Genomic DNA, 19,409 nt, shown 5'->3' with positions numbered 1-19,409 from the left:
TTGCGCCAAGTCCTCGGCGAGAACCGCCGGACGTACCGGTTCGGTCCCCGGGATCCCCAACTCTTTGATCCGACGGCGGATCGACAAAGCCTCTCGAGCCATCACGCAGCGCATGTGTGCGCACGGAGCCTCGCCTCAACCGTCCGGTGGACGATCAGTGGAGTTGTATCCGTCGCAGCAACATGGCGTTCGCCGCGACGATCACGGTCGACATGCTCATCAGCAACGCGCCGACTGCGGGATCGAGGAGGATGCCCCTGCTCGCCAGCACGCCGGCGGCCAGGGGGATGGCGAAGGTGTTGTAGCCGGTCGCCCAGGCAAGGTTCTGCACCATCTTGCGTCTCGTGGCCGTAGCGAGCTGAAGGACACGCGCGACGTCGGCGGGGTCGTCCTCGACAAGGACGAGATCGGCCGATTCGATGGCGACGTTGGTACCCGCACCGATGGCGATGCCAACGTCGGCCGCCAACAGAGCCGGCGCGTCGTTGATGCCGTCGCCGACGAACCCGGTTGGGCCTTCCTGCTTGAGTTCTGTGACGATCCTCGCCTTGTCCTGTGGCAAGACACGCGCGTAGAAGCGATCGATGCCGAGATCCGCGGCAACGGTGCGTGCGACAGCTTCGGCATCACCGGTGATCATCACCGGTGTCACTCCGAGTGAACGGAGCCGTTCGACCGCCACCCGCGCCGAGTCCCGCACCTTGTCGGCGAGCGCCAGCACCGCCAGTGCCTCTGTTTCGTCCATGATCACAATCGCGCTCTCGCCCCGCTCGTCTGCCAGCGCCAACGCATCTCGCAGCGGCTCCGGCAGCGTGATGCCGACCTGATCGGCCCACTCGGGTCGGCCCACTCTCAACAGCCGTCCGTCGATGCGCCCCTCGAGACCGTTTCCTGGCACGGCGGTGACCTCCAGGGCCTGTTGTTGATGCGCCCCCCGTTGCTCGGCTGCTTCGACGATCGCCGTTGCCAAAGGATGTTCCGAGGCCCGTTCCAGGCCGGCGGCGACTGCAAGCGCCTCCACCTCGGAGACCCCGTCGACCGCAACCCGGGACACGACGAATCGGCCCTCGGTGAGAGTGCCTGTCTTGTCGAAAGCCACAAAGGCGATATTGCGAGCCCGCTCGAAAGCCTCACGGTTTCTCACCAGGATCCCGTTGCGAGCCGAAATCGATGTGGCATTCATGTTGACCAGCGGAATGGCGAGCCCAAGCGCGTGCGGACACGCGATCACGAGAACGGTGACGGCCCGCGCCACCGCAAACGTCACACCGGCACCGCCGAACAGCAGCCACGCTCCCGCCGTGGGCAACGAGACGCCAATAGCGATGATCGTCAACCAGTATGCGGCACGATCGGCCAGTACCTGATAGCGGCTTCTCGACGCCTGGGCTTCCTCGACGAGCCGCATGATCTGACTGAGGGTCGTCTGATCCCCGATACGGGTCACCCGAACCGTCAGGGCCCCTTCGCCGTTGACCCCGCCTGCGATGACTTCGTCTCCCTCGCGTTTCGATACCGGGCGGGATTCACCGGTCAGGAACGCCTCGTTCATCGAAGAGGCCCCCTCCACGACGTCACCGTCGGCCGGGACCTGCTCCCCCGGCCGGATCAGCATCAGATCACCTTCTCGCAAGGACGAGACCTCGACGTCCTGCACCGACCCGTCCGGGCCGACACGGTGGGCGACGTTCGGCACCATCGCGGCGAGTTCCTCCAAAGCTCTCGACGCACTCTGAATCGACCGCATCTCGATCCAGTGACCCAGCAGCATCACGTCGAGCAACGTCGCCAGTTCCCAGTAGAACGGCTTGCCACCCAGACCCAGTGAGACGGCGAGACTGTAGACATAGGCGACCGAGATCGCCACGGAGATCAGCGTCATCATCCCCGGCACGCGAGCGCGTAGCTCCCGGATGCCTCCTTTGAGAAACACCGTCCCCGCATAGATGAACAAGACCGTCGCAAGAACCGGGTTCACCCAGCCGACACCGCTGAAAGAAATGGCCTCATAGCCGAACCAGGACTGGAGCTGATCCGAGAAATACAGGATCGGCACGGTCAGCACCAAACTCACCAACAGACGATCCCGGAACATCTCCGGGTTGTGCCCTTCGTGCTTGTCGTGACCGGCGTCCGAGTGTGTCGAACCACCATCGGAAGCCGTGTGATCATGTTCTGTGACGCTGTGGTGTTCGTGCATCGTGTACTCCTTCAGGGGCGCTGGCTCGCCTTGGACAATTCGCCCCGCCACTGCCCTGTTTGACGACGACTCGGGACCCTGTGAGCCGTTCCTGAACCTGACATTCCTCCTCGGTGTACACACGGTACACCTTCCAGTCGACTAGAAGGTCAAGTGGGGTATCATGCACCGATGAGAATCGGAGAACTTGCCCACATGACCGGGGTGCCGACGAAAACCATCCGGTACTACGAAGACATCGGCCTGGTCCCGCCGCCGCCTCGAGCCCCGAACGGATATCGCGAGTACGACATGCAGGTCGCCGATCGCCTCACCTTCATCAAGGATGCGCAGGCGGCGAGGCTATCGCTGGCAGAGATTCGTTCCATCCTCGACATGCGAGACCACGGCGAGTCCACCTGCCACCACGTCATCGATCTGTTGGAGCGTCATCTCGACGACATCGACCGCCAGCTCCGAACACTCCGCCACACCCGCAGACAACTCACCGAACTCACCGCGCGCGCCCGCCGACTGGACCCGGCGGAGTGCACCGACCCGAACCGGTGCCAGACCATTGCAGTGCCAGGCTGAGCAGGCCGGGCAGCATATCTGAATATCTGAATATCTGCACTTGCGTTCAGATGTTTGCACTTCTACGCTCCCTCTCATGGCCCTCGAAGAGAAACACAAGGTCCCCCGATTGGTTCATCCCGAGAGAGTCGCCGATGTACGCGAGCGCCTCCCGGATCCCGCCGAGGCCCAAGACCTGGCTGAGCAGTTCAAGCTCCTCTCCGACCCCGCCCGTCTCCGGATGATCTACGTACTCCTCCAAGCCGGGGAGTTCTGCGTCGGCGACCTGGCAGCCCTCTCGGAGCTGAGCGAGTCGGCCACAAGCCACCAGTTGCGTCTGCTGCGGACCGCCGGCCTGGTCTCGTATCGCAAAGAAGGACGCGTCATCTACTACCGCCTCGCCGATACCCATATCCGCATGCTGCTCGATGTCGCCGCCGAGCACTACCGGCACACGCGCACCTCATGAGTTCGGACCACCGCCACGGCTCCGTCACGGCCGGTGCCAAGCATGTCGGCCGTCTGCGGATCACCTTTGGACTGGTCGTCACTTTCATGGTGGTCGAGGCCGTCACCGCCCTGATCTCCGACTCGCTGGCACTCCTCTCCGATGCCGGCCACATGGCCACCGACGCCCTCGGACTCGGGATGGCTCTCGCGGCGATCATCGCGGCGAACCGGGTCCGGACGTCGAACAAGCTCACGTATGGCATGTACCGACTGGAGATCCTGGCCGCGCTCGCCAATGCAGCACTCCTGTTCGCCGTTGGGGCCTACGTACTCGTCGAGGCGGTACGGCGTCTTCGAGAACCAGTGGACGTCATGAGCGGCCCGATGCTCGTCGTCGCCGTACTGGGTCTCATCGTCAACATCGTCTCCTGGCTGCTGCTTCGGCAAGGAGCCAAGGAGAGCCTGAACCTCGAGGGCGCCTTCCTGGAGGTCATGGCGGACGCAATCGGCTCCGTTGGCGTCATCGTCGCCGCGCTCATCCTGCGTTTCACCGGTTGGCTGTACGCGGACCCCTTGTTCGGCGCAGCCATCGGCCTGTTCATCCTGCCCCGTGCGTGGCGCCTTGGGCGCAAGGCCATCCGTGTTCTCATCGAAGCGGCACCAACCGACGTGTCGGTCGATGAGATGCGCGAACGGCTCGGCGCAATCCCTGGTGTCGTCGATGTCCATGACCTCCACGTGTGGACCCTCACCTCCGACATGAATGTGGCGTCGGCGCACCTCATGATCGACCATGAGCCGAATTCGCACCCGGTTCTCGACCAGGCTCGGGACCTCCTGAAGGAGGAGTACGGCATCGCGCACGCCACCCTCCAGGTCGAGCCCAACACCCATGAGGGATGCGAGGACGCGACCTGCTGATGGGCCATCCGTATCCCAGATGGTCCCACACCGACCACGCCGGGTCCCACCGCATCCGGCTGCGCGAACTGTGGAAATCACGTCCCGTGCGCTGGTCACTCTCGTCGGGTCTCCTTCTCGCAGCAGGCTTCGCCGCCGGGCGCCTCGGCGCACCGGATCTGGTGAGTTCGGGTCTGTACGTCCTCGCCCTCGTTGTCGGAAGCCGGTTCTTCGCCGCCGAGGCGATAGAAGAACTTGTCGAGGAGCACCGGATCGACATCGAGCTGCTGATGACCGTCGCCGCCCTCGTCGCCGGGATCCTCGGCGAGTGGGGAGAAGCCGCGACCCTGGCTTTTCTCTACTCGATATCCGAAGCTCTGGAGACATTCACGGAGGAACGCTCCCGCCGGGCCATCGAAGCGCTCTTCGACCTGACGCCGAGGATCGTCACGCGAATCGATCCCGACGGAACCGAAGGAGACATCACCATAGAGCAGCTCGAAGTCCGAGACCGCTTCCTCGTCCGTCCAGGTCAAAACGTCGCGACGGACGGCGTGGTCGTCGAGGGTTCCTCGATGGTGAACGAAGCGGCGATCACCGGTGAATCCATGCCGATAGAGAAGTCGCCGGGCTCCCAGGTGTACGCGGGAACCGCGAATGCACAAGGTGCGCTCGTGGTTGAAGCCACGGCGGCTTTCGCGGACAACACACTGTCGGCCATCGTTCGTCTCGTCAAGGAGGCCCAGGAGCAGAAGGGCCATGGACAGCGGTTCATGGAGCGATTCACCCGTCATTACTCCCCGGCCGTGCTCGCCATGGGTGGCGCGATCATGCTCGTGGGCGGGTTCGTGACCGGCGACTGGGCACGATGGGCCGAACGGTCGGCCATCGCGCTGGTCGCTGCTGCACCCTGCGCCCTGGTCATATCGATTCCGGTGACCTACGTCGCCGCCATCGGCAACGCTGCCCGCCGAGGCGTGCTGATCAAAGGGGGCGTGTACCTCGAAGAGCTCGCCCAGGTGCGGGCAGTGGCACTGGACAAGACCGGCACGCTGACTCGTGGAGAGCCAAGGGTGATCGACCTGGTCCCGCTCACGACCATCTCCGACGATGATGCCCTGACCATTGCGGCCGGCATCGAACGCTCCTCGGAACACCCACTGGCGCGCGCCATCGTCTCCGCTGCGCGCCGGCGCGGCCTGGAGCTTCCGGTGGTGTCGGACTTCCAGGCTGCACCAGGTGCGGGAGCCCGAGCAAGCATCGACGGATCCGTCTACGTCATCGGCTCGCCGAGTTATCTGACTCGCCTGGGCATAGCCGCAGCCGCCGACATCGTCGCCGATCTCGAGGCATCCGGCGCGACCGCCGTCGTACTGGCGCGCGACCGTGAGCCCCTCGCGGTGATCGGCATCGCCGATGAGCTCCGGCCCCATGCCGCCGTAACGCTTCGCAGCCTCCGTGCATTCGTGGACCATCTCGTCATGCTCACCGGGGACAATCCTCGGACGGCCGACGCCATTGCGGAAGGTCTCGGTCTGGATGAGGTACTGGCAGGGCTGTCTCCAGCGGACAAGGCGGCTGCCATCAACCGCCTCGTCGAACACCACCGGCATGTCGCCATGGTCGGCGACGGCGTCAACGATGCTCCCGCGTTGGCTGCCGCCTCGGTGGGCATAGCGATGGGTACCGCCGGGTCCGACGTGGCGCTCGAAGCCGCCGACGTGGCACTCATGGCCGACGATCTCACCAGACTCATCGACGCGTTCGCCATCGGACGGCGAACCCGACGGGTGGTGGCACAGAATGTCGCCATGGCTCTCGTCCTGCTGGCAGTGCTGATCCCTTCTGCGCTCGCGGGTCTGCTGTCCCTGCCGGCCGCCGTGCTCGCCCACGAACTCTCGGAGATAGCGGTGATTGCCAACGGGACGAGGCTGGCCCGCTGAGCACGATCGGTTCCCGATCGACCCTTCTTCCTTCCTATCCACCGACGTACCGGCAGGTTTCGCCGGCAGGCATTCTGGCAAGCTCGCCAGAGTCGCCCCAGGGAAAGCGAAACGCTCGGTGGCGGCGCGGCCTGGGACTCCTGGGATCCCGGCGGCCGCGCCAAACAGTTTCACGTCGTGCTCAGGACCCGGCGGTACAGCCGTCCGAACAGTGCGCGATACGCGGAACAGTGAAGCGCTTCATCCACTCACCTCCTTCCTCTAACTCCTGGCAAGATACACCTTCCAGTCCGATGGAATGTCAAGTAGCGGTGTCAGCCGGCACCTGTGAGAGGACACGCTCGAGGAACCTCTCTGCAGAGCTGCACGCGGCCTTCACCTCGAGCAGCCGCCCCATTCACGTGTCCCCGGAACACGAGCCGGCTTCCACCATCAGGGAACGCGCGACGCAGCTTCACATCGGCTCGCGAGTCCCGAGGTCCCGATCTCGGCGACCGGCTCGGGCGGCAGCAGCCGCACTTCCGCAACCCAATGCCCACGACGACCCCGTGCACCGACAGCTTCAACGAGCCCGGCTCGATGCAGGGAAGCCGTAGGCCCGACCAATCGGAACATGGCACGATTGCGATCCAGAACTTGCACCCCACCCGGGGTGGGGTAGGGTTATCTCGTACCTACCCGACGATGACCACCGACCACAAGAGGTTTCCAAATGAACATGCACGGTTACGAGATGAGCATCACCAAGGTCACGGACATGGCCGGCGCCGAGGAAGAAACACGTGCCGCGCTGGCTGCGCAAGGCTTCGGCATTCTCACCGAGATCGATGTAGCGGCCACACTCGAGGCAAAGTTGGGTGTCACGACACCGCCCTACAAGATCCTGGGTGCCTGTAATCCGCACCTCGCACACAAGGCGCTGGACCTCGAACCGGCCATCGGACTCCTGCTGCCGTGCAACGTGACGCTGCGAGCTACCGAGGACGGATCCATACGGATCTCGGCCGTCGATCCCATCGCCATGCTGTCGGTCAGTGAGAGTTCCGACATTCGGCCGATCGCCGAAGAAGCCCGATCGCGTCTCATCGCGGCACTCACGGCCTTGGAAAGCGCATGAACGGTCGAGGCCCGGTCGAGGACCGGGCCCTGACCGACCGATGCGACGCCCGACGGAACCGCCGCCGGACCCTCTTCGAGATGTCCTCATGAGAAGGATGGTCTCCTTTCGTTCCCCGATCATCGTCGTCGCATTGCTCTTCCTCCTGTTCAGGGCGCTTGACTCTCGCGGAAGCGATCTGTCATCGGCACTCTTGGTGCTCGGCGTGTTGGCAGCCGTCGCCCTTCTGGCCGCGGCAACCATCTCCTGGCGAAACAGGCGCCAGGATCTGCGCTCTCGAACGGCCCACATGAAGGAGGCCAGGAGGGAACTCCGCGGCCGATTGGACGACATGGCCAACGACATCCTTCGCCTCGAAGAACAGGTCGAGACATCAAATGACAAGACCGCACGCGCCCATTTCCGTGATGCGTCTGTCGCCTATGCGAGCATCCTGAAGGACATCGACGAAACAGACGACACCAGGGAACTGAGTCGTCTGACCACTCGATTGGATACTGCGATCTGGAATCTGGACGCGGCCGAGGCGGTCGTCGCCGGGCGACCGCTACCGCCGAAGTCCCGGCCGATGTTCACGCCGTCACCCCCTGGGGAGGCAGAACGGGCGAGTCACACCACCAAAGCAGCTGCACTCGACGTCGGCACCGCCCTGTCGGAGAATCGAAACGCCGACCCGCGCCGTCGCTCCGGCAGGCGTCGCCACCGCTCTCGACACTGCTGACCGCTCTCATCCTGGCTGCCACGGCCTGCGCGGGTCCGATCGTGGACGGTACGTCGGACGAGCGTCACCAACATCGCTGCACCTGCACCCGGTGGTGATCGCCCGCGATACCAACGACGCAGGCGTGCCGGGTCCGTACTGCCGACTTGCCTTCCTTGCACCGTTTGGTACAGTTCCGATGTGAACATTTCAACTAATCTTGATACAACACAGTTTGAAACCAGCGCTGTCATGTTCGGCGCGCTGGCCGACTCGATTCGACTGGCCATCCTCGACATCCTCTCGAGCACACCAAAGTGCGCTTGCGACATCGGAGACGCCGTCGAGATCGCACCGAACCTCCTCTCCTACCACCTCAAGGTGCTGCGGGAAGCCGGCCTGATCGTCGGCCAGAAACGGGGCCGCTGGATCGACTACTCCATCGCACCCGATGCGTGGGACGTACTGCACAGGGCGCTCCCTGCCGAGTACCGACTGTTCGAAGCAGTGCAATGACCCTGCTCCGTCCCGATGCCTCCGCGCATCGCACACTCTGGGTCCGCACCGCTGTGGCGGCCATCTTGTGGATCGCCCTCTACCGGTTCAACGAGCCCTTCTGGGACTGGTCGTTGTCCACCATGGCGAACCTCGATCCCGACGGCCGGTTCGCCCAGGTACTCCACTTCTTCGCGTACGACACGGTCAAGATCCTGCTGCTGCTCTCGGGCATCGTGTTCGTCGTCGCGGTGCTGCGCAGTTTCACGACCCTCGAGCGAACCAGGGCCCTGCTCGGGGGCAAGCGCGAGGGTGTCGGGAACGTTGCCGCCGCGGGACTCGGGGTGGCCACACCGTTCTGTTCATGCAGCGCCGTGCCTGCCTTCATCGGCTTCCTCGTGGCCGGCATCCCGCTCGGCGTGACGCTGAGCTTCCTCATCGCCAGCCCGATGGTCAACGAGGTGGCGGTGGTGTTGATGTACGGGCTCTTCGGATGGAAGGTCGCCGCCCTCTACGTGACGTTCGGACTGCTCGTGGCGATCGCGGCCGGCTACTTGCTGGGCCGCCTCGGCCTGGAGAAATGGGTAGAGCCGTTCGTCTACGAGATCCATGCAGGGACCCAGCCGGCCGACACGACGACCAAGCTCACCTGGCAGGACCGGTTCGAGATCGGCCGAGCCGAAGTCCGCTCGATCATCAGCTCGATCTGGCCATACCTGTTGGTCGGCATCGGTGTCGGCGCCGTCATCCACGGCTGGGCACCACAGGACATCTTCGCCCGCTGGGCAGGCCCCGACAATCCGCTGGCCGTACCGATCGCCGTGCTCATCGGCATCCCCCTGTACTCCAACATGGCCGGAGTCCTTCCCCTGGTGGAGGCCCTCGCCGACAAGGGACTGGCGATGGGAACGATGCTCGCCCTCATGATGTCCGTCGTCGCTCTCTCACTCCCTGAGATGATTCTTCTGCGCAAGGTTCTGAAGCCGAAGCTGCTGGCCGCCTTCGTCACCGTTGTCGGCACCGGAATCCTGGCCGTCGGCTATCTGTTCAACACGTTTCTGTAGGAGGGACACGATGGAAGTGAAGATTCTCGGAGCCGGCTGCCCGAACTGCCGGACGCTGGCCCGACGGTCTCGTGAAGCCTTGGAACGGCTCGGCAGCAGCGCCACGGTCCAACTGGTCGACGACGACTACGCGGCGATGGCAGAATACCGCATCATGAGCATCCCGGCGCTCGTCATCGACGACGAACTCATCTTCAACGGACGCGTCCCGAACGTCGAGTCCCTCGTGAGCATCTTCCAGGGGCATGGAGCGTGACATCGTCACCGCATGTCGGAATCGAAGCGATGGAGGGATCCGTCGTCGAACGCCTCTCACTTCTCGACCGATTCCTGCCCGTCTGGATCGGTGTTGCCATGGTTCTCGGTCTCGGCTTGGGAAGGGTCGTCCCCACGCTCAACAACTGGCTCGACGCGGTCAAGATCGATACCGTCTCACTCCCGATCGCTCTCGGCCTGCTGGCGATGATGTATCCGGTGCTCGCCAAGGTGCGGTACTCGCGCATTGGCGAGGTCGCCACGGACCGCACACTGATGATCGCCTCTCTGGCGCTCAATTGGATCGTCGGTCCTGCACTCATGTTCACCCTCGCGTGGCTCCTGCTCCCCGACCTCCCCGCCTACCGCACCGGGCTCATCCTCGTTGGCCTGGCCCGGTGTATCGCGATGGTGCTCATCTGGAACGACCTTGCCGACGGACATCGTGAGGCCGCCGCAGTCCTCGTGGCGCTCAACTCACTGTTTCAGATCGTCGCGTACGCGGTCCTCGGGTACTTCTATCTCGCCGTACTCCCGGGATGGCTCGGCCTGGAGACACACATGGTCTCGATCTCGATATGGGCGATCGCCAAATCGGTGCTCATCTTCCTCGGGATCCCCCTGGTCGCAGGATGGCTGACCCGGCTGTGGGGCGAGGGATTCAAGGGTGTCGAATGGTACGAGGAGACCTTCCTGCCAAAGGTCGGTCCAATCGCCCTCTGGGGGCTGCTGTTCACCGTCGTGCTGTTGTTCGCCCTCCAAGGCGAGGCAATCACCTCTCAGCCCCTCGACGTCGCCCGCATCGCCCTGCCACTGGTCGCGTACTTCGCCATCATGTGGGGTGTCTCGTTCGCACTTGGCCTGCGCCTGCGCCTCTCCTACCCGAAGAACGTGACGCTGTCGTTCACGGCTGCCGGCAACAACTTCGAACTGGCCATCGCCGTCACCATCGGCATCTTCGGTATCTCTTCAGGCGAGGCACTCGCCGGCGTCGTCGGCCCTCTCATCGAAGTCCCGGTCCTCGTCGGTCTCGTGTACGTCGCGCTGTGGGCGCGCCGCCGCTTCTATCCCATGGCAGTACCACGATGAGCGGGTCCAACCTCATACTCGATCTCGCCGCAGTACGCCGACGAGAACGTCCGCCCGAGCGATGACCCGCCGGCGAAGAAAGCCAAGAACCCGAAGCTGAGACCGACCGGCGGTACGGGTCGCCCCTATTTGCCGACCAGGCCTCTCGCGAAGAACACCAGGTTCGCGGGACGCTCGGCGAGCCGCCGGGTGAGGTAGGGATACCACTGGGATCCGTACGGCACGTACACGCGCAGCGGGTACCCCTTGGCCACGATCTCCTGTTGAAGCGTCTCTCTGATCCCGTAGAGCATCTGGAACTCGAAGGGTTCTTCTCTCGACGCGGCCAGCGCATAGGTGCGCTCGATCAAACGTTCGTCATGGGTCGCCACGGCGGGTGTGGTTTCTTTGGCGGCCATCAGCGTCTCCAGCAGGCGCTCGAACGACTCGTCGACCTCCTCCTTGGATTGAAAGGCGATGTCGGCGGGCTCCGCGTAGGCGCCTTTGCACAACCTGATGTGCCCCCCAAGCCGAATCAGTCGCTCGAGGTCGCGAGCGGTGCGACGCAGATATGCCTGCACAGCAATACCCAAGTTCCCGTGAGTGCGCTGAACCGTCTCGTAGAGATCGATCGTGGTACCGGTCCAGGTGGACTCCTCCATGTCGACCGTTACCGACGTACCCACCTCGGCCGCCTTGGTGGCGAGTTCTTCGAGCGCCGAGCGTGTCTGTTCTACATCGAATGCCATACCGAGCTGCGTCAGCTTGATGGAGATGTTGGCATCGAGACCCTCTGACGCGATCCGGTCGAGGATCGCGAGGTAATCCTCTTTGGCAGTTTTCGCAGACACCGCGTCGTGCACGTCCTCGCCGAGATGATCGAGCGAGACCATGGCACCGGACTCGTTGAGCCGACGGGCGACGGCGACTGCGTCGTCGAGGCTCTCGCCGGCGACGAACCGAGTGGCAACGGAGCGTCCGGCACGGTGTTCGGTGAACAGCTTCTGGACCACCTTCCGGTCGGTCACCGCCAGGAGACCCTTGCGAAAGAGTGTCGACACTCCCTACCTCTCATCCAGCCGGGCCGCCTCACCCAGATCCCGTGAACGATTCGCTGCCGCCGCTACCGCGTCTTCCACCAACGCTCGGAATCCTCGTCCCTCCAGGACGTGCATCGCAGCGGCGGTTGTGCCGCCGGGAGATGTCACCTGCGCACGGAGTTCGAATGGCCCTTTGTCCGTCTCCACGAGAAGTGCCCCCGCACCCTTGATGGTCTGATGGACGAGGCGCTCGGCCACACTTCGGGAGAGTCCTTCTCGGACGGCTGCTTCCGTGAGCGCCTCGGCAAGAAGGAACGCGTAGGCGGGACCCGTGCCGGATACCGCGGTCACAGCATCCAGGTGGTGCTCCTCCATCGGGATCACATTGCCGACTGCCTGAAGCACGATGTCGGCGTGCCGCATCGAACGCTCGCCTGCAAAGCGACCCGGAGCGATCCCGGTAATGCCCTCGTCGACGAGCGCCGGGGTATTTGGCATCGCCCGCACGACGGGCACTTCCCCAAGCGCATCCTCATAGAGACTCGTTGCCACACCCGCTGCGAGGGACAGCACGGTCTGGTCCGTGCCGACGGTGCCGACGACCTGAGAGAGCAACCGCGGAACGGAGCGCGGCTTCACCGCGACCACGATGACATCGCGACCGTCGATCACGGCGACCGGGTCGAGACCGACCTGGCATCCGTACCGATCAGCCAGCTCTTTGCCTCGCTCCTCTCGCCGCACACCGAGGGACAGTTCACCGGGCTCCCAGGAGGCACGTAGCAGGCCGGCGAGGAGCGCCTCACCCATGGCTCCGACACCGAGGATTGCGACTGTTGGATGTGTCATCTGGGCGATTATACGGGCCCGAGGTCAAGATCCCCGTCGAGACGTTGGCGAACCAGCCCGAGGACGGCAGCGACCGCACCACGGTTGTACCCCTCCGGGATGATCAGGTCCGCGTGTACCTTCGACGGCTCGACGAACTGCAGATGCATCGGTCTGACCGTCGCCAGGTATTGCTCGATCACCGAGCGCATCGTCCTACCGCGCTCTTCGATGTCTCGCTGCAGGCGTCGTAACACTCTCAGATCCGGGTCCGTATCGACGAACACTTTGAGATCCAGGAGAGCACGAAGCTGCGGGTCGGCGAGAACCAGGATCCCGTCCACGACGATCACCGGAGCCGGTTCGACGGTGACCGTCTCACGGGACCGCAAATGCGTCGTGAAGTCGTAGACAGGCTTCTCGACGGAATGACCGTCGAGAAGCCTCTCGAGATGCTGGACGAGCAGTTCGGTCTCGAGCGAACCGGGATGGTCGTAGTTGATCCTGGACCGTTCCTCGAAGCTGAGCCCTTCGAAGTGCCGGTAGTACGAGTCGTGCTCCAGGACGGCGACTTCCCCGGCCCCGACCTCCGCCACAACGGCGGAGGCGATCGTGGTCTTGCCCGACCCGGAGCCGCCCGCAATACCGATCACCAGCGGCTTGTTCGCCTCGGGGAAAGGGAATGCGCTCTCCACGGCCGCCAATGTAGTCGCTACCCATCGGTCGTCGGCCGTCGGGGGCTTATCCCTTCGTTCACAGCAGCACCAACGATTGCGGACACGGAGGAACGTCAGCCGCAGCCGCCGGCGGATGGGCCGGCCTTGGCTGCCAACTTCACCTTGGGCGTGAACTCCAGCTCGTACTCTTCGGGATCCGGATTCGCCGCCGGGTATGCGTCACCAAGCGCAGACGCGAAGACAAGACGGAGCTGATCGTCACCCACGACGCGCATTGCCTCCTGCACTTCTCGTCCACCGAACGTCTCCAGCCACTCGTTGATGCCACCTTCGAGGATGTACACATTCGGCACTTCCTCCGCGACGAGCACCTTCCACGCCTCGGTTGCAGCGGTCTCGTCGTCGCTCATCAGCACCACGGCGGTCTTGGCCGGGTTGTCATTCAGCTCGGGTGCCAATGCATCGACCGCGGCGGGATCCGGATCGACGTGGTGCGACCAGGCGAGATGAAACAGGTTGTATTCCGACTCCGGACGCACATCGAGCATCACGAGTTTCACCTTGTCGTTGTTCATCAGTTCGAGAAGCTCCCCTGGATGGATCTGCACTTCCCGGTTCGCCAGCACCTGGTTCTGTTCTTCCGCCATACGCTCCCACCGCTGCTCCCAGCCGGGCTGGCCGATGAGGATGATCACCAACGCGGCAAGCACGAATACGCCCGCGCCCACGAAACGGGCCTTCGGCCGGCTCTTCGGGTCGATCCCGCCAAAGCGTTTCTCAAACCACTCGGCCCCCCAAAAGAACACGAGGGCGACGACGATGACCAGGAGGACTGCGGCACCAGTGGAGATTCCAAGCCACTCGGGAATCGTGAAGCGCCCCATGTCCCAACCGAACCAGAACTTCTGGAAGGAATCGACCGTCTCACCGAACGCGAAGATTCCGGTCATGATCCCACCGAGATAGAACATCCCGTCAACGCTGCCGGTCGCCGCTGCAGTCGCCGACGTGCCCGGGCAGAAACCACCGATCGTGAACCCGACACCCATGATGATGCCACCCACGATCCCGGGCCACAGGTAGGTCGGATCCACGAACACCTTCGTGTAGTCGAGGATGCCAATCCCGGATGAGAAGAAAATGAGGGTCATGGCGGTGATGATTGCCGTGAACATCACTTTCAAGACGCGCATGTCCTTCAGGTAGAACTGTGCCGCAAGGTTTGGCGAGTAGGCAAACCCCGCCTGTTCCAACGCGGCACCGAAGAGAACGCCGATGACCAGATACAGCCCGTAGGCGAGCCACTTCCCGAGTTCCGCTTCGATCGGGAACGGGGCGATTGCGAATGTCATGACCATGTCGACCCCCTCAGTTCCAAAGCCTTCGGACGAACCACGCCACTGCGTAGCCCCCGGCGAACATCGCGAACATGAATGCCCAGCTGCCTACCGAGAGCACGGCCCCTCCAGACAGCGCCTGACCTGAGGTGCACCCTCGAGCGAACCGGGCCCCGAACCCCATGATCGTTCCGCCGACGAAGGCGAAGAGCCAACGAGTCTTCACCGAGATGTTCGGCCCTTTCCCGGTCCTGATCTTGAATCGACCGCTGAACCAGGAGGACAAAAACCCCCCTATCGGCACTCCAACCAGGAGTGGAACGATCCACAGATCGAGGGGGTTCTTGTTCCCACCCGCGTAGTTCGCGAGGTAGGCGGTACGGTCGACATGCCCCGGGACGATCAAGTCCTCGATGAATGCCCAGATCCGCTGGAAACCACCAGAGGCCCCGAGCCCATTCCCCGTGATGAAGAACGCAGCAAAGAGCACCAGGCCGAGGAGCACACCACCGAGATATGGGTTCATCCACGGCTTCTCCGGGCGCTTCTTGGTGAGCCACGATCGCGCGGTGGCGGTGGTCATGTCGTGACCTCCTCTTCATGGACTTCGATGGCCTCCCATCCGGAAACCATGGCCCGAATGGCGGCGAGCGGAGTCGCTCCCGTGGTAGTCAGGTAGACGTGCAGAATGATGAAGGCGGCAAACAGCCACGCTCCGAGCGCGTGCACCGGTAGCAGGAACGCCAGCCCACCGAGGGCCGCCGTCGCTCCCGGCCACTGCTGAGCACCCCAGATCATGATCCCGGTGATCATTTGCAGTGGCAACAACACATTCAGAATCACGACGTACGTCATCTGTTGCAGAGGATTCATCTTGTGGCGGGCGTCCTTCTCGAACGGGTGGGGTTCACCTCTGAAGATGCCCTGCACGTAAAAGGTCGCCTGGCGGACTGCCTGGTCGAAGAACCCTCTCGGCCGCGGGATGTACTGGCGAATCGCACCGCTGGCAACGTGCCAGATGATCGACAGCAATGCGTTGGCCACCAAGATGGCCGCCATCACATTGTGGGTGATCACAAGCCTCGTAAAGCCTCGAGGATTCACGGCACCTGGCCAGTGGATGATCGCACCCGTGACCACCAGCAGGATGATCGCCACGGCCTGCAGCCAATGCCAGAACCGCTCATACGGTTCATAGATGTGCACGAGCACGGTCCTCGGCTTGGCCTTTCTCAACTTGAGTCCGAGAAGAACCCGGAGGGTGCCGTGCAGACTGATTCCGAGGAGTGTCAGGATGAGCAGCACCCAGCCGAACCAATCGATCCAACCACCCGAATCGCTTCCCAACACCCCGATGTCGGCCTCCGACGTCGTCGGCTGATACCAGAGCGTTCCATCTTCGGCCAGTTGCACCGAGCCTGTCGTCTCCGTATTCGTGTCTGAGACGAAGTGCGGTATGACTCCGCCGGGCACATATGCCGCGAGCTGCATGGACGCAGCAAGCCGGGAGTCTTTCGTATGGCACGTCTGACAATCCTTGGTGACGAATTCACCACCGGTCACACCATGAGCCACGGTGAAGGGCTGAATCTCCGAATCGATGCGAGGATCGGAGAGACCAATCGCCTCGAGCCGACTCTTGACAGCCGCCTCCTTTTCCGCCGTGTCGATCGCGAGTTCTCTCTCGGCGACGACTCCGTCGCTGTTCGTATCGAACGCTGCCACGATTTCAGGTCGGTATGCACCCCCGGCCAGGAACGCGGCTTCGAGATCCCTCTGGCGCACAGGACGCGCAGGATCGCCGTATACCCAAAACCATGACGACACCAGGTTGTACGGGGCGAGGCGAGTCTCGCCTTCCTCACCGACACGCTTCAGGATGACCGGCTCGTAGCCGGTGATCAGCGCCGAGGGGTCACCCGGCACCCCCTCGATGCCTCGGTTCACCACCGCCGGAGTGCCATCGGTGTGGATGACCGTCCAGTCGTACTGTTCGGCGGCGGGCCCGTACATCTTGGGGATATGGCATGTCTCGCATGCAAGCTGCTCCATGTGTCGGTCGGCGAAGGGAAGCCACTCGTGTGCCTTCTCGATACCGTGACATGACTCACAGGATCGCATCGTGTAGTCGAACTCCGGGGCGAGCGTCCCCTGGGCGCTTCTGCCCTTCGCCAGCTCATGGAGAGGCCAGGTCAGATAGTCACCGATGTCGGCCCTACGGGCATCGAAATCCAGGTAGTTCGGTCGCGCCGTCTCGAGATAGATGGGGTTGTTGAGCGAGTGGTGGCAGTCGGTGCACTTCACCAGGCGCTCGGCGTGTACGTCCCACGCCCGGTTCAGGTCCTGTTTGTCGGCGAGATTGAGCGCCGATTCGGAGATCTGCTGTGCCGAGAAGACCTGGCCTGTGGTCAGGGTCTCCCATCCGCCGGTCGTCGAACCCACTTCGTCGAGCGGTCGGGCGGAGCTGTGAACGACCCCATGGCATGTTCCGCAGTTGTCGTTCGAGGGGTCCTGGATCCTGACGTATTGCTTCGCCAGTTTCCCATCTTCGTCGAACGCCCCGGGGTTCCACTTCCAGGCACGGTCCACGGTCGAGGTCACGATCCCGCTTCCGTTGAGCGTTGCCGTGTTGGCCCATTCGAACTGTCCGGCGGCGAGCTCACGCATCCTGGAGGCGTTGTCGGGTTGCGGTATGTGGCAGAGGAAGCAGTTGAGTTCCTCGACACCCGACGCCTTCCAATCCCAGGGCACGATCTGGCCAGAGGCCGAATCGACGACGTGTGTCTCCGGATCCCCGGGGATCACCGCCAGATCGCCGAGCGGAGATCCGTTTCGCGACGTCGTGGCCGGACCGCCGCCAGGATGGCGGTAACCGAGCACTTCGATCCAATCTGCGGTGCCGAGGTCGAGTCGCTCGTCACCTACGGCCGACAGATACCGATACGTGATCGGATTCCACTCACCAAACCAACCAGGACTCGTATCCCAGGGCCGGCCTGAGGGGCTCAACCCCGGCTCGGTCATCGAAGCCAGCCCCTGGTCGGAATGGAAGTCGTGATCGGCGATGAACTCGGTGTCGTGGCACTGTCCACATGTCTGCATCGTGGAAACTGGTCCGCCCGAATCGAGCACATTCTGACCGTTCTGGTCCAGCAGTTCGTACTGGGGATGCACGGGGCTCACGTCGGCGGCTGCCGGTCTCGTCATCGCAGCGAAGGTGGCGGTCAGGAGCGCGGTGGCAACCAAGCCGACTGTCACACTCCGGCGAACGGTCTTGCGTCCCATCACTTGCCTCCCACGAGACCGAGATCGACCCTGCCACCAGAGAACATCGGGTCACCGGGATAGCCGAGCGCCTCCCAATCGAACCTGCCTCCATCTCCGTGGCAGCCGTTGCACTGGAGAGCCTTCTCTGCAGGCTGCACCATGTGGGTGATCGGCCACCACATGTCGGTGCGGGTGAATCCGTACTCGCCGCTGTAGTCCAGTCCGGTGATCTCCGCTCCCAATCTCAAGGCCGTTGGCCAGTCGAAGTCGACCCAATAGCCGCCCTCACCGGCCAACTTCGGCTGGATCAGGATGTTGTTGACGGTGTCATACGGCTGCTTGGCACGATGGACCTTGAAGGGCCAGATCTTCGATCCCGGATCTGTGATGCCACCGTTGGGCTTGTTCAGCGGGGTAGGGCCATCGGTATCGATTGGGTCACCCAGCAGGTATCGATCGGCGGTTCCGTCGTTCCAGGAATACTCGGGCGTCACCTTCGTGTCGTAGACGAAGCTGCCCTTGATCTTGAGGTATGTGTAGTGATCCTGCGGGATACTGTCGCTGCCGGCTGTCGACCAGTCCCACCACATTTTCGTCGGGTCCTTCAGCGCGTACTCGGGGACATGGCAGGTCTGACACGCCACCGCGTCGGTGTGACCGTTCAGGCGCTCATCCTCGTGCGGTTTCGAATCGTGGCAGTCGGTACAGAAGATCTGATTGTGTGTATCGAGTGCAACCGACGTGGCGGTGCCCTTGATGTTGTGGTCCTCCGTCTTGTGACAGTCGGTGCAAACGAGGTCGTACTTGCCCATGTGGACGTCGATGTTCTCGTCCGGATAGATGAGCGTGTCGTCCAGGTCGCCGTGTTTGACCCCGTTGCCGCCCCCGCCCTCGAAATGGCATTGGCCGCAATTCCAGCGTGAGGGATTCGCGACGCTCTGCGCGGCGACGGTGAGGTCGGATCCCTCTACGGGGTCGCCGGACTCCCCCTTGGCGTACGCGTCGGATTGGTTGTGGCAAACGAGACAGTCGATGTTGTCCTCGTTCGTGAAGTCGAAGTTCTCGTCCGACCATCCGTAGCCGGCATGGCAGGTCGTGCACTTCGGCCAGTTCCCCTGCACACCGAGACAGAAGTTGTTGATCGAGTTCTTCTTGCCGAACGCAACCGGTTCTTGCCGACCTGCGATGGGGACGGGATCGTTCACCCATGTGAAGTGCTCCGAGTGGAGCATGTCTTCACCGGCGTCGGGATGACACTCCAAACAGGCCCGGGTGACCTCCTGGCCGGTCTCGTACGTGCCGGGCATCAAGGCCGTGTGGTCGGTGTGCCCCAGCTTCTCCGGGACGTGAGACCACGGGTCACTCGGTGCTCCAGGACTTCGCAACGGCACGAAGATGATGATCGGAACAAGGATCACCACCAAGATCGCGATCAGGCCGATCAGGAAGTCGCGTCGAAGGAGTCTCTTCGATGCCTTCTCGTCTGGAACGTGTCCGGGATCCTGCATCATAACCT

Annotated in this window: 18 protein-coding genes; 10 read left to right on the top strand and 8 right to left on the bottom strand. The window is 63.2% G+C overall.

Translation table 11 applies throughout. The features are described 5' to 3' along the window. Positions 1-154: 154 nt before the first annotated feature. The gene (locus GWP04_02245; GenBank protein NIA24371.1) at positions 155-2,200 is read right to left on the bottom strand and encodes a heavy metal translocating P-type ATPase; all 2,046 of its coding nucleotides are present in this window, start codon (positions 2,198-2,200) and stop codon (positions 155-157) included. Positions 2,201-2,371: 171 nt separating this feature from the next. On the opposite strand from GWP04_02245, the gene GWP04_02240 reads away from it, so the two are divergent. The 10 genes from GWP04_02240 (at position 2,372) to arsB (ending at position 10,765) form a co-directional block, all read left to right on the top strand. Beyond that, the gene (locus GWP04_02240; GenBank protein ID NIA24370.1) at positions 2,372-2,773 is read left to right on the top strand and encodes a MerR family DNA-binding transcriptional regulator; all 402 of its coding nucleotides are present in this window, start codon (positions 2,372-2,374) and stop codon (positions 2,771-2,773) included. Positions 2,774-2,849: 76 nt separating this feature from the next. Next, positions 2,850-3,221, top strand: coding sequence for a metalloregulator ArsR/SmtB family transcription factor (locus GWP04_02235; protein NIA24369.1), 372 nt, complete (start codon positions 2,850-2,852; stop codon positions 3,219-3,221). Further along, positions 3,218-4,123, top strand: a complete 906-nt coding sequence (locus GWP04_02230; GenBank protein NIA24368.1) for a cation diffusion facilitator family transporter — start codon at positions 3,218-3,220, stop codon at positions 4,121-4,123. The genes GWP04_02235 and GWP04_02230 overlap by 4 nt, the downstream gene beginning before the upstream one ends. Continuing rightward, positions 4,123-6,045 carry a heavy metal translocating P-type ATPase gene (locus GWP04_02225; GenBank protein NIA24367.1) on the top strand — a complete coding sequence of 641 codons (1,923 nt, stop codon included), beginning with the start codon at positions 4,123-4,125 and terminating at the stop codon, positions 6,043-6,045. The genes GWP04_02230 and GWP04_02225 overlap by 1 nt, the downstream gene beginning before the upstream one ends. A 733-nt stretch (positions 6,046-6,778) precedes the next feature. Next, a complete protein-coding gene (locus GWP04_02220) occupies positions 6,779-7,162 on the top strand; it encodes a DUF302 domain-containing protein (GenBank protein ID NIA24366.1) in 384 nt (127 codons plus the stop codon). An 88-nt stretch (positions 7,163-7,250) separates the two neighbouring features. Then, positions 7,251-7,883 carry a hypothetical protein gene (locus GWP04_02215; GenBank protein NIA24365.1) on the top strand — a complete coding sequence of 211 codons (633 nt, stop codon included), beginning with the start codon at positions 7,251-7,253 and terminating at the stop codon, positions 7,881-7,883. 231 nt (positions 7,884-8,114) lie between these two features. Continuing rightward, the gene (locus tag GWP04_02210) at positions 8,115-8,378 is read left to right on the top strand and encodes a metalloregulator ArsR/SmtB family transcription factor (protein ID NIA24364.1); all 264 of its coding nucleotides are present in this window, start codon (positions 8,115-8,117) and stop codon (positions 8,376-8,378) included. Then, the gene (locus GWP04_02205) at positions 8,375-9,421 is read left to right on the top strand and encodes a permease (GenBank protein ID NIA24363.1); all 1,047 of its coding nucleotides are present in this window, start codon (positions 8,375-8,377) and stop codon (positions 9,419-9,421) included. The genes GWP04_02210 and GWP04_02205 overlap by 4 nt, the downstream gene beginning before the upstream one ends. Positions 9,422-9,431: 10 nt before the next feature. Next, positions 9,432-9,677, top strand: a complete 246-nt coding sequence (locus GWP04_02200; GenBank protein NIA24362.1) for a thioredoxin family protein — start codon at positions 9,432-9,434, stop codon at positions 9,675-9,677. 29 nt (positions 9,678-9,706) lie between these two features. After that, positions 9,707-10,765, top strand: a complete 1,059-nt coding sequence (gene arsB, locus GWP04_02195; GenBank protein NIA24361.1) for an ACR3 family arsenite efflux transporter — start codon at positions 9,707-9,709, stop codon at positions 10,763-10,765. 125 nt (positions 10,766-10,890) lie between these two features. Here the strand turns inward: arsB and GWP04_02190 are convergent, their stop codons facing one another. From GWP04_02190 to GWP04_02160, 7 genes are all read right to left on the bottom strand, one after another. Beyond that, entirely contained in the window at positions 10,891-11,805 is a 915-nt protein-coding gene (locus tag GWP04_02190) for a proline dehydrogenase (GenBank protein NIA24360.1), read from the bottom strand. Between the two features lie 3 nt (positions 11,806-11,808). Beyond that, complete coding sequence (locus GWP04_02185) at positions 11,809-12,633, bottom strand: pyrroline-5-carboxylate reductase (protein ID NIA24359.1); 825 nt, start codon at positions 12,631-12,633, stop codon at positions 11,809-11,811. An 8-nt stretch (positions 12,634-12,641) separates the two neighbouring features. Then, on the bottom strand, positions 12,642-13,307 hold the full coding sequence (locus tag GWP04_02180; protein ID NIA24358.1) for a uridine kinase: 666 nt from the start codon (positions 13,305-13,307) through the stop codon (positions 12,642-12,644). A 95-nt stretch (positions 13,308-13,402) separates the two neighbouring features. After that, the gene (locus GWP04_02175) at positions 13,403-14,647 is read right to left on the bottom strand and encodes a YeeE/YedE family protein (protein ID NIA24357.1); all 1,245 of its coding nucleotides are present in this window, start codon (positions 14,645-14,647) and stop codon (positions 13,403-13,405) included. A 10-nt stretch (positions 14,648-14,657) separates the two neighbouring features. Next, complete coding sequence (locus GWP04_02170) at positions 14,658-15,209, bottom strand: YeeE/YedE family protein (GenBank protein ID NIA24356.1); 552 nt, start codon at positions 15,207-15,209, stop codon at positions 14,658-14,660. Beyond that, a complete protein-coding gene (locus GWP04_02165; protein NIA24355.1) occupies positions 15,206-17,911 on the bottom strand; it encodes a hypothetical protein in 2,706 nt (901 codons plus the stop codon). Before GWP04_02165 ends, GWP04_02170 begins: the two co-directional genes overlap by 4 nt. After that, complete coding sequence (locus GWP04_02160; GenBank protein NIA24354.1) at positions 17,911-19,401, bottom strand: tetrathionate reductase family octaheme c-type cytochrome; 1,491 nt, start codon at positions 19,399-19,401, stop codon at positions 17,911-17,913. The genes GWP04_02165 and GWP04_02160 overlap by 1 nt, the downstream gene beginning before the upstream one ends. Between the last annotated feature and the right edge of the window lie 8 nt (positions 19,402-19,409).

It is taken from the genome of Gammaproteobacteria bacterium, assembly GCA_011682695.1.
Classification (GTDB): domain Bacteria; phylum Actinomycetota; class Acidimicrobiia; order Spongiisociales; family UBA4744; genus BMS3Bbin01.
Note: the sequence above shows the minus strand (reverse complement) of the source record. Positions and strands in the feature narration are given on the sequence as shown.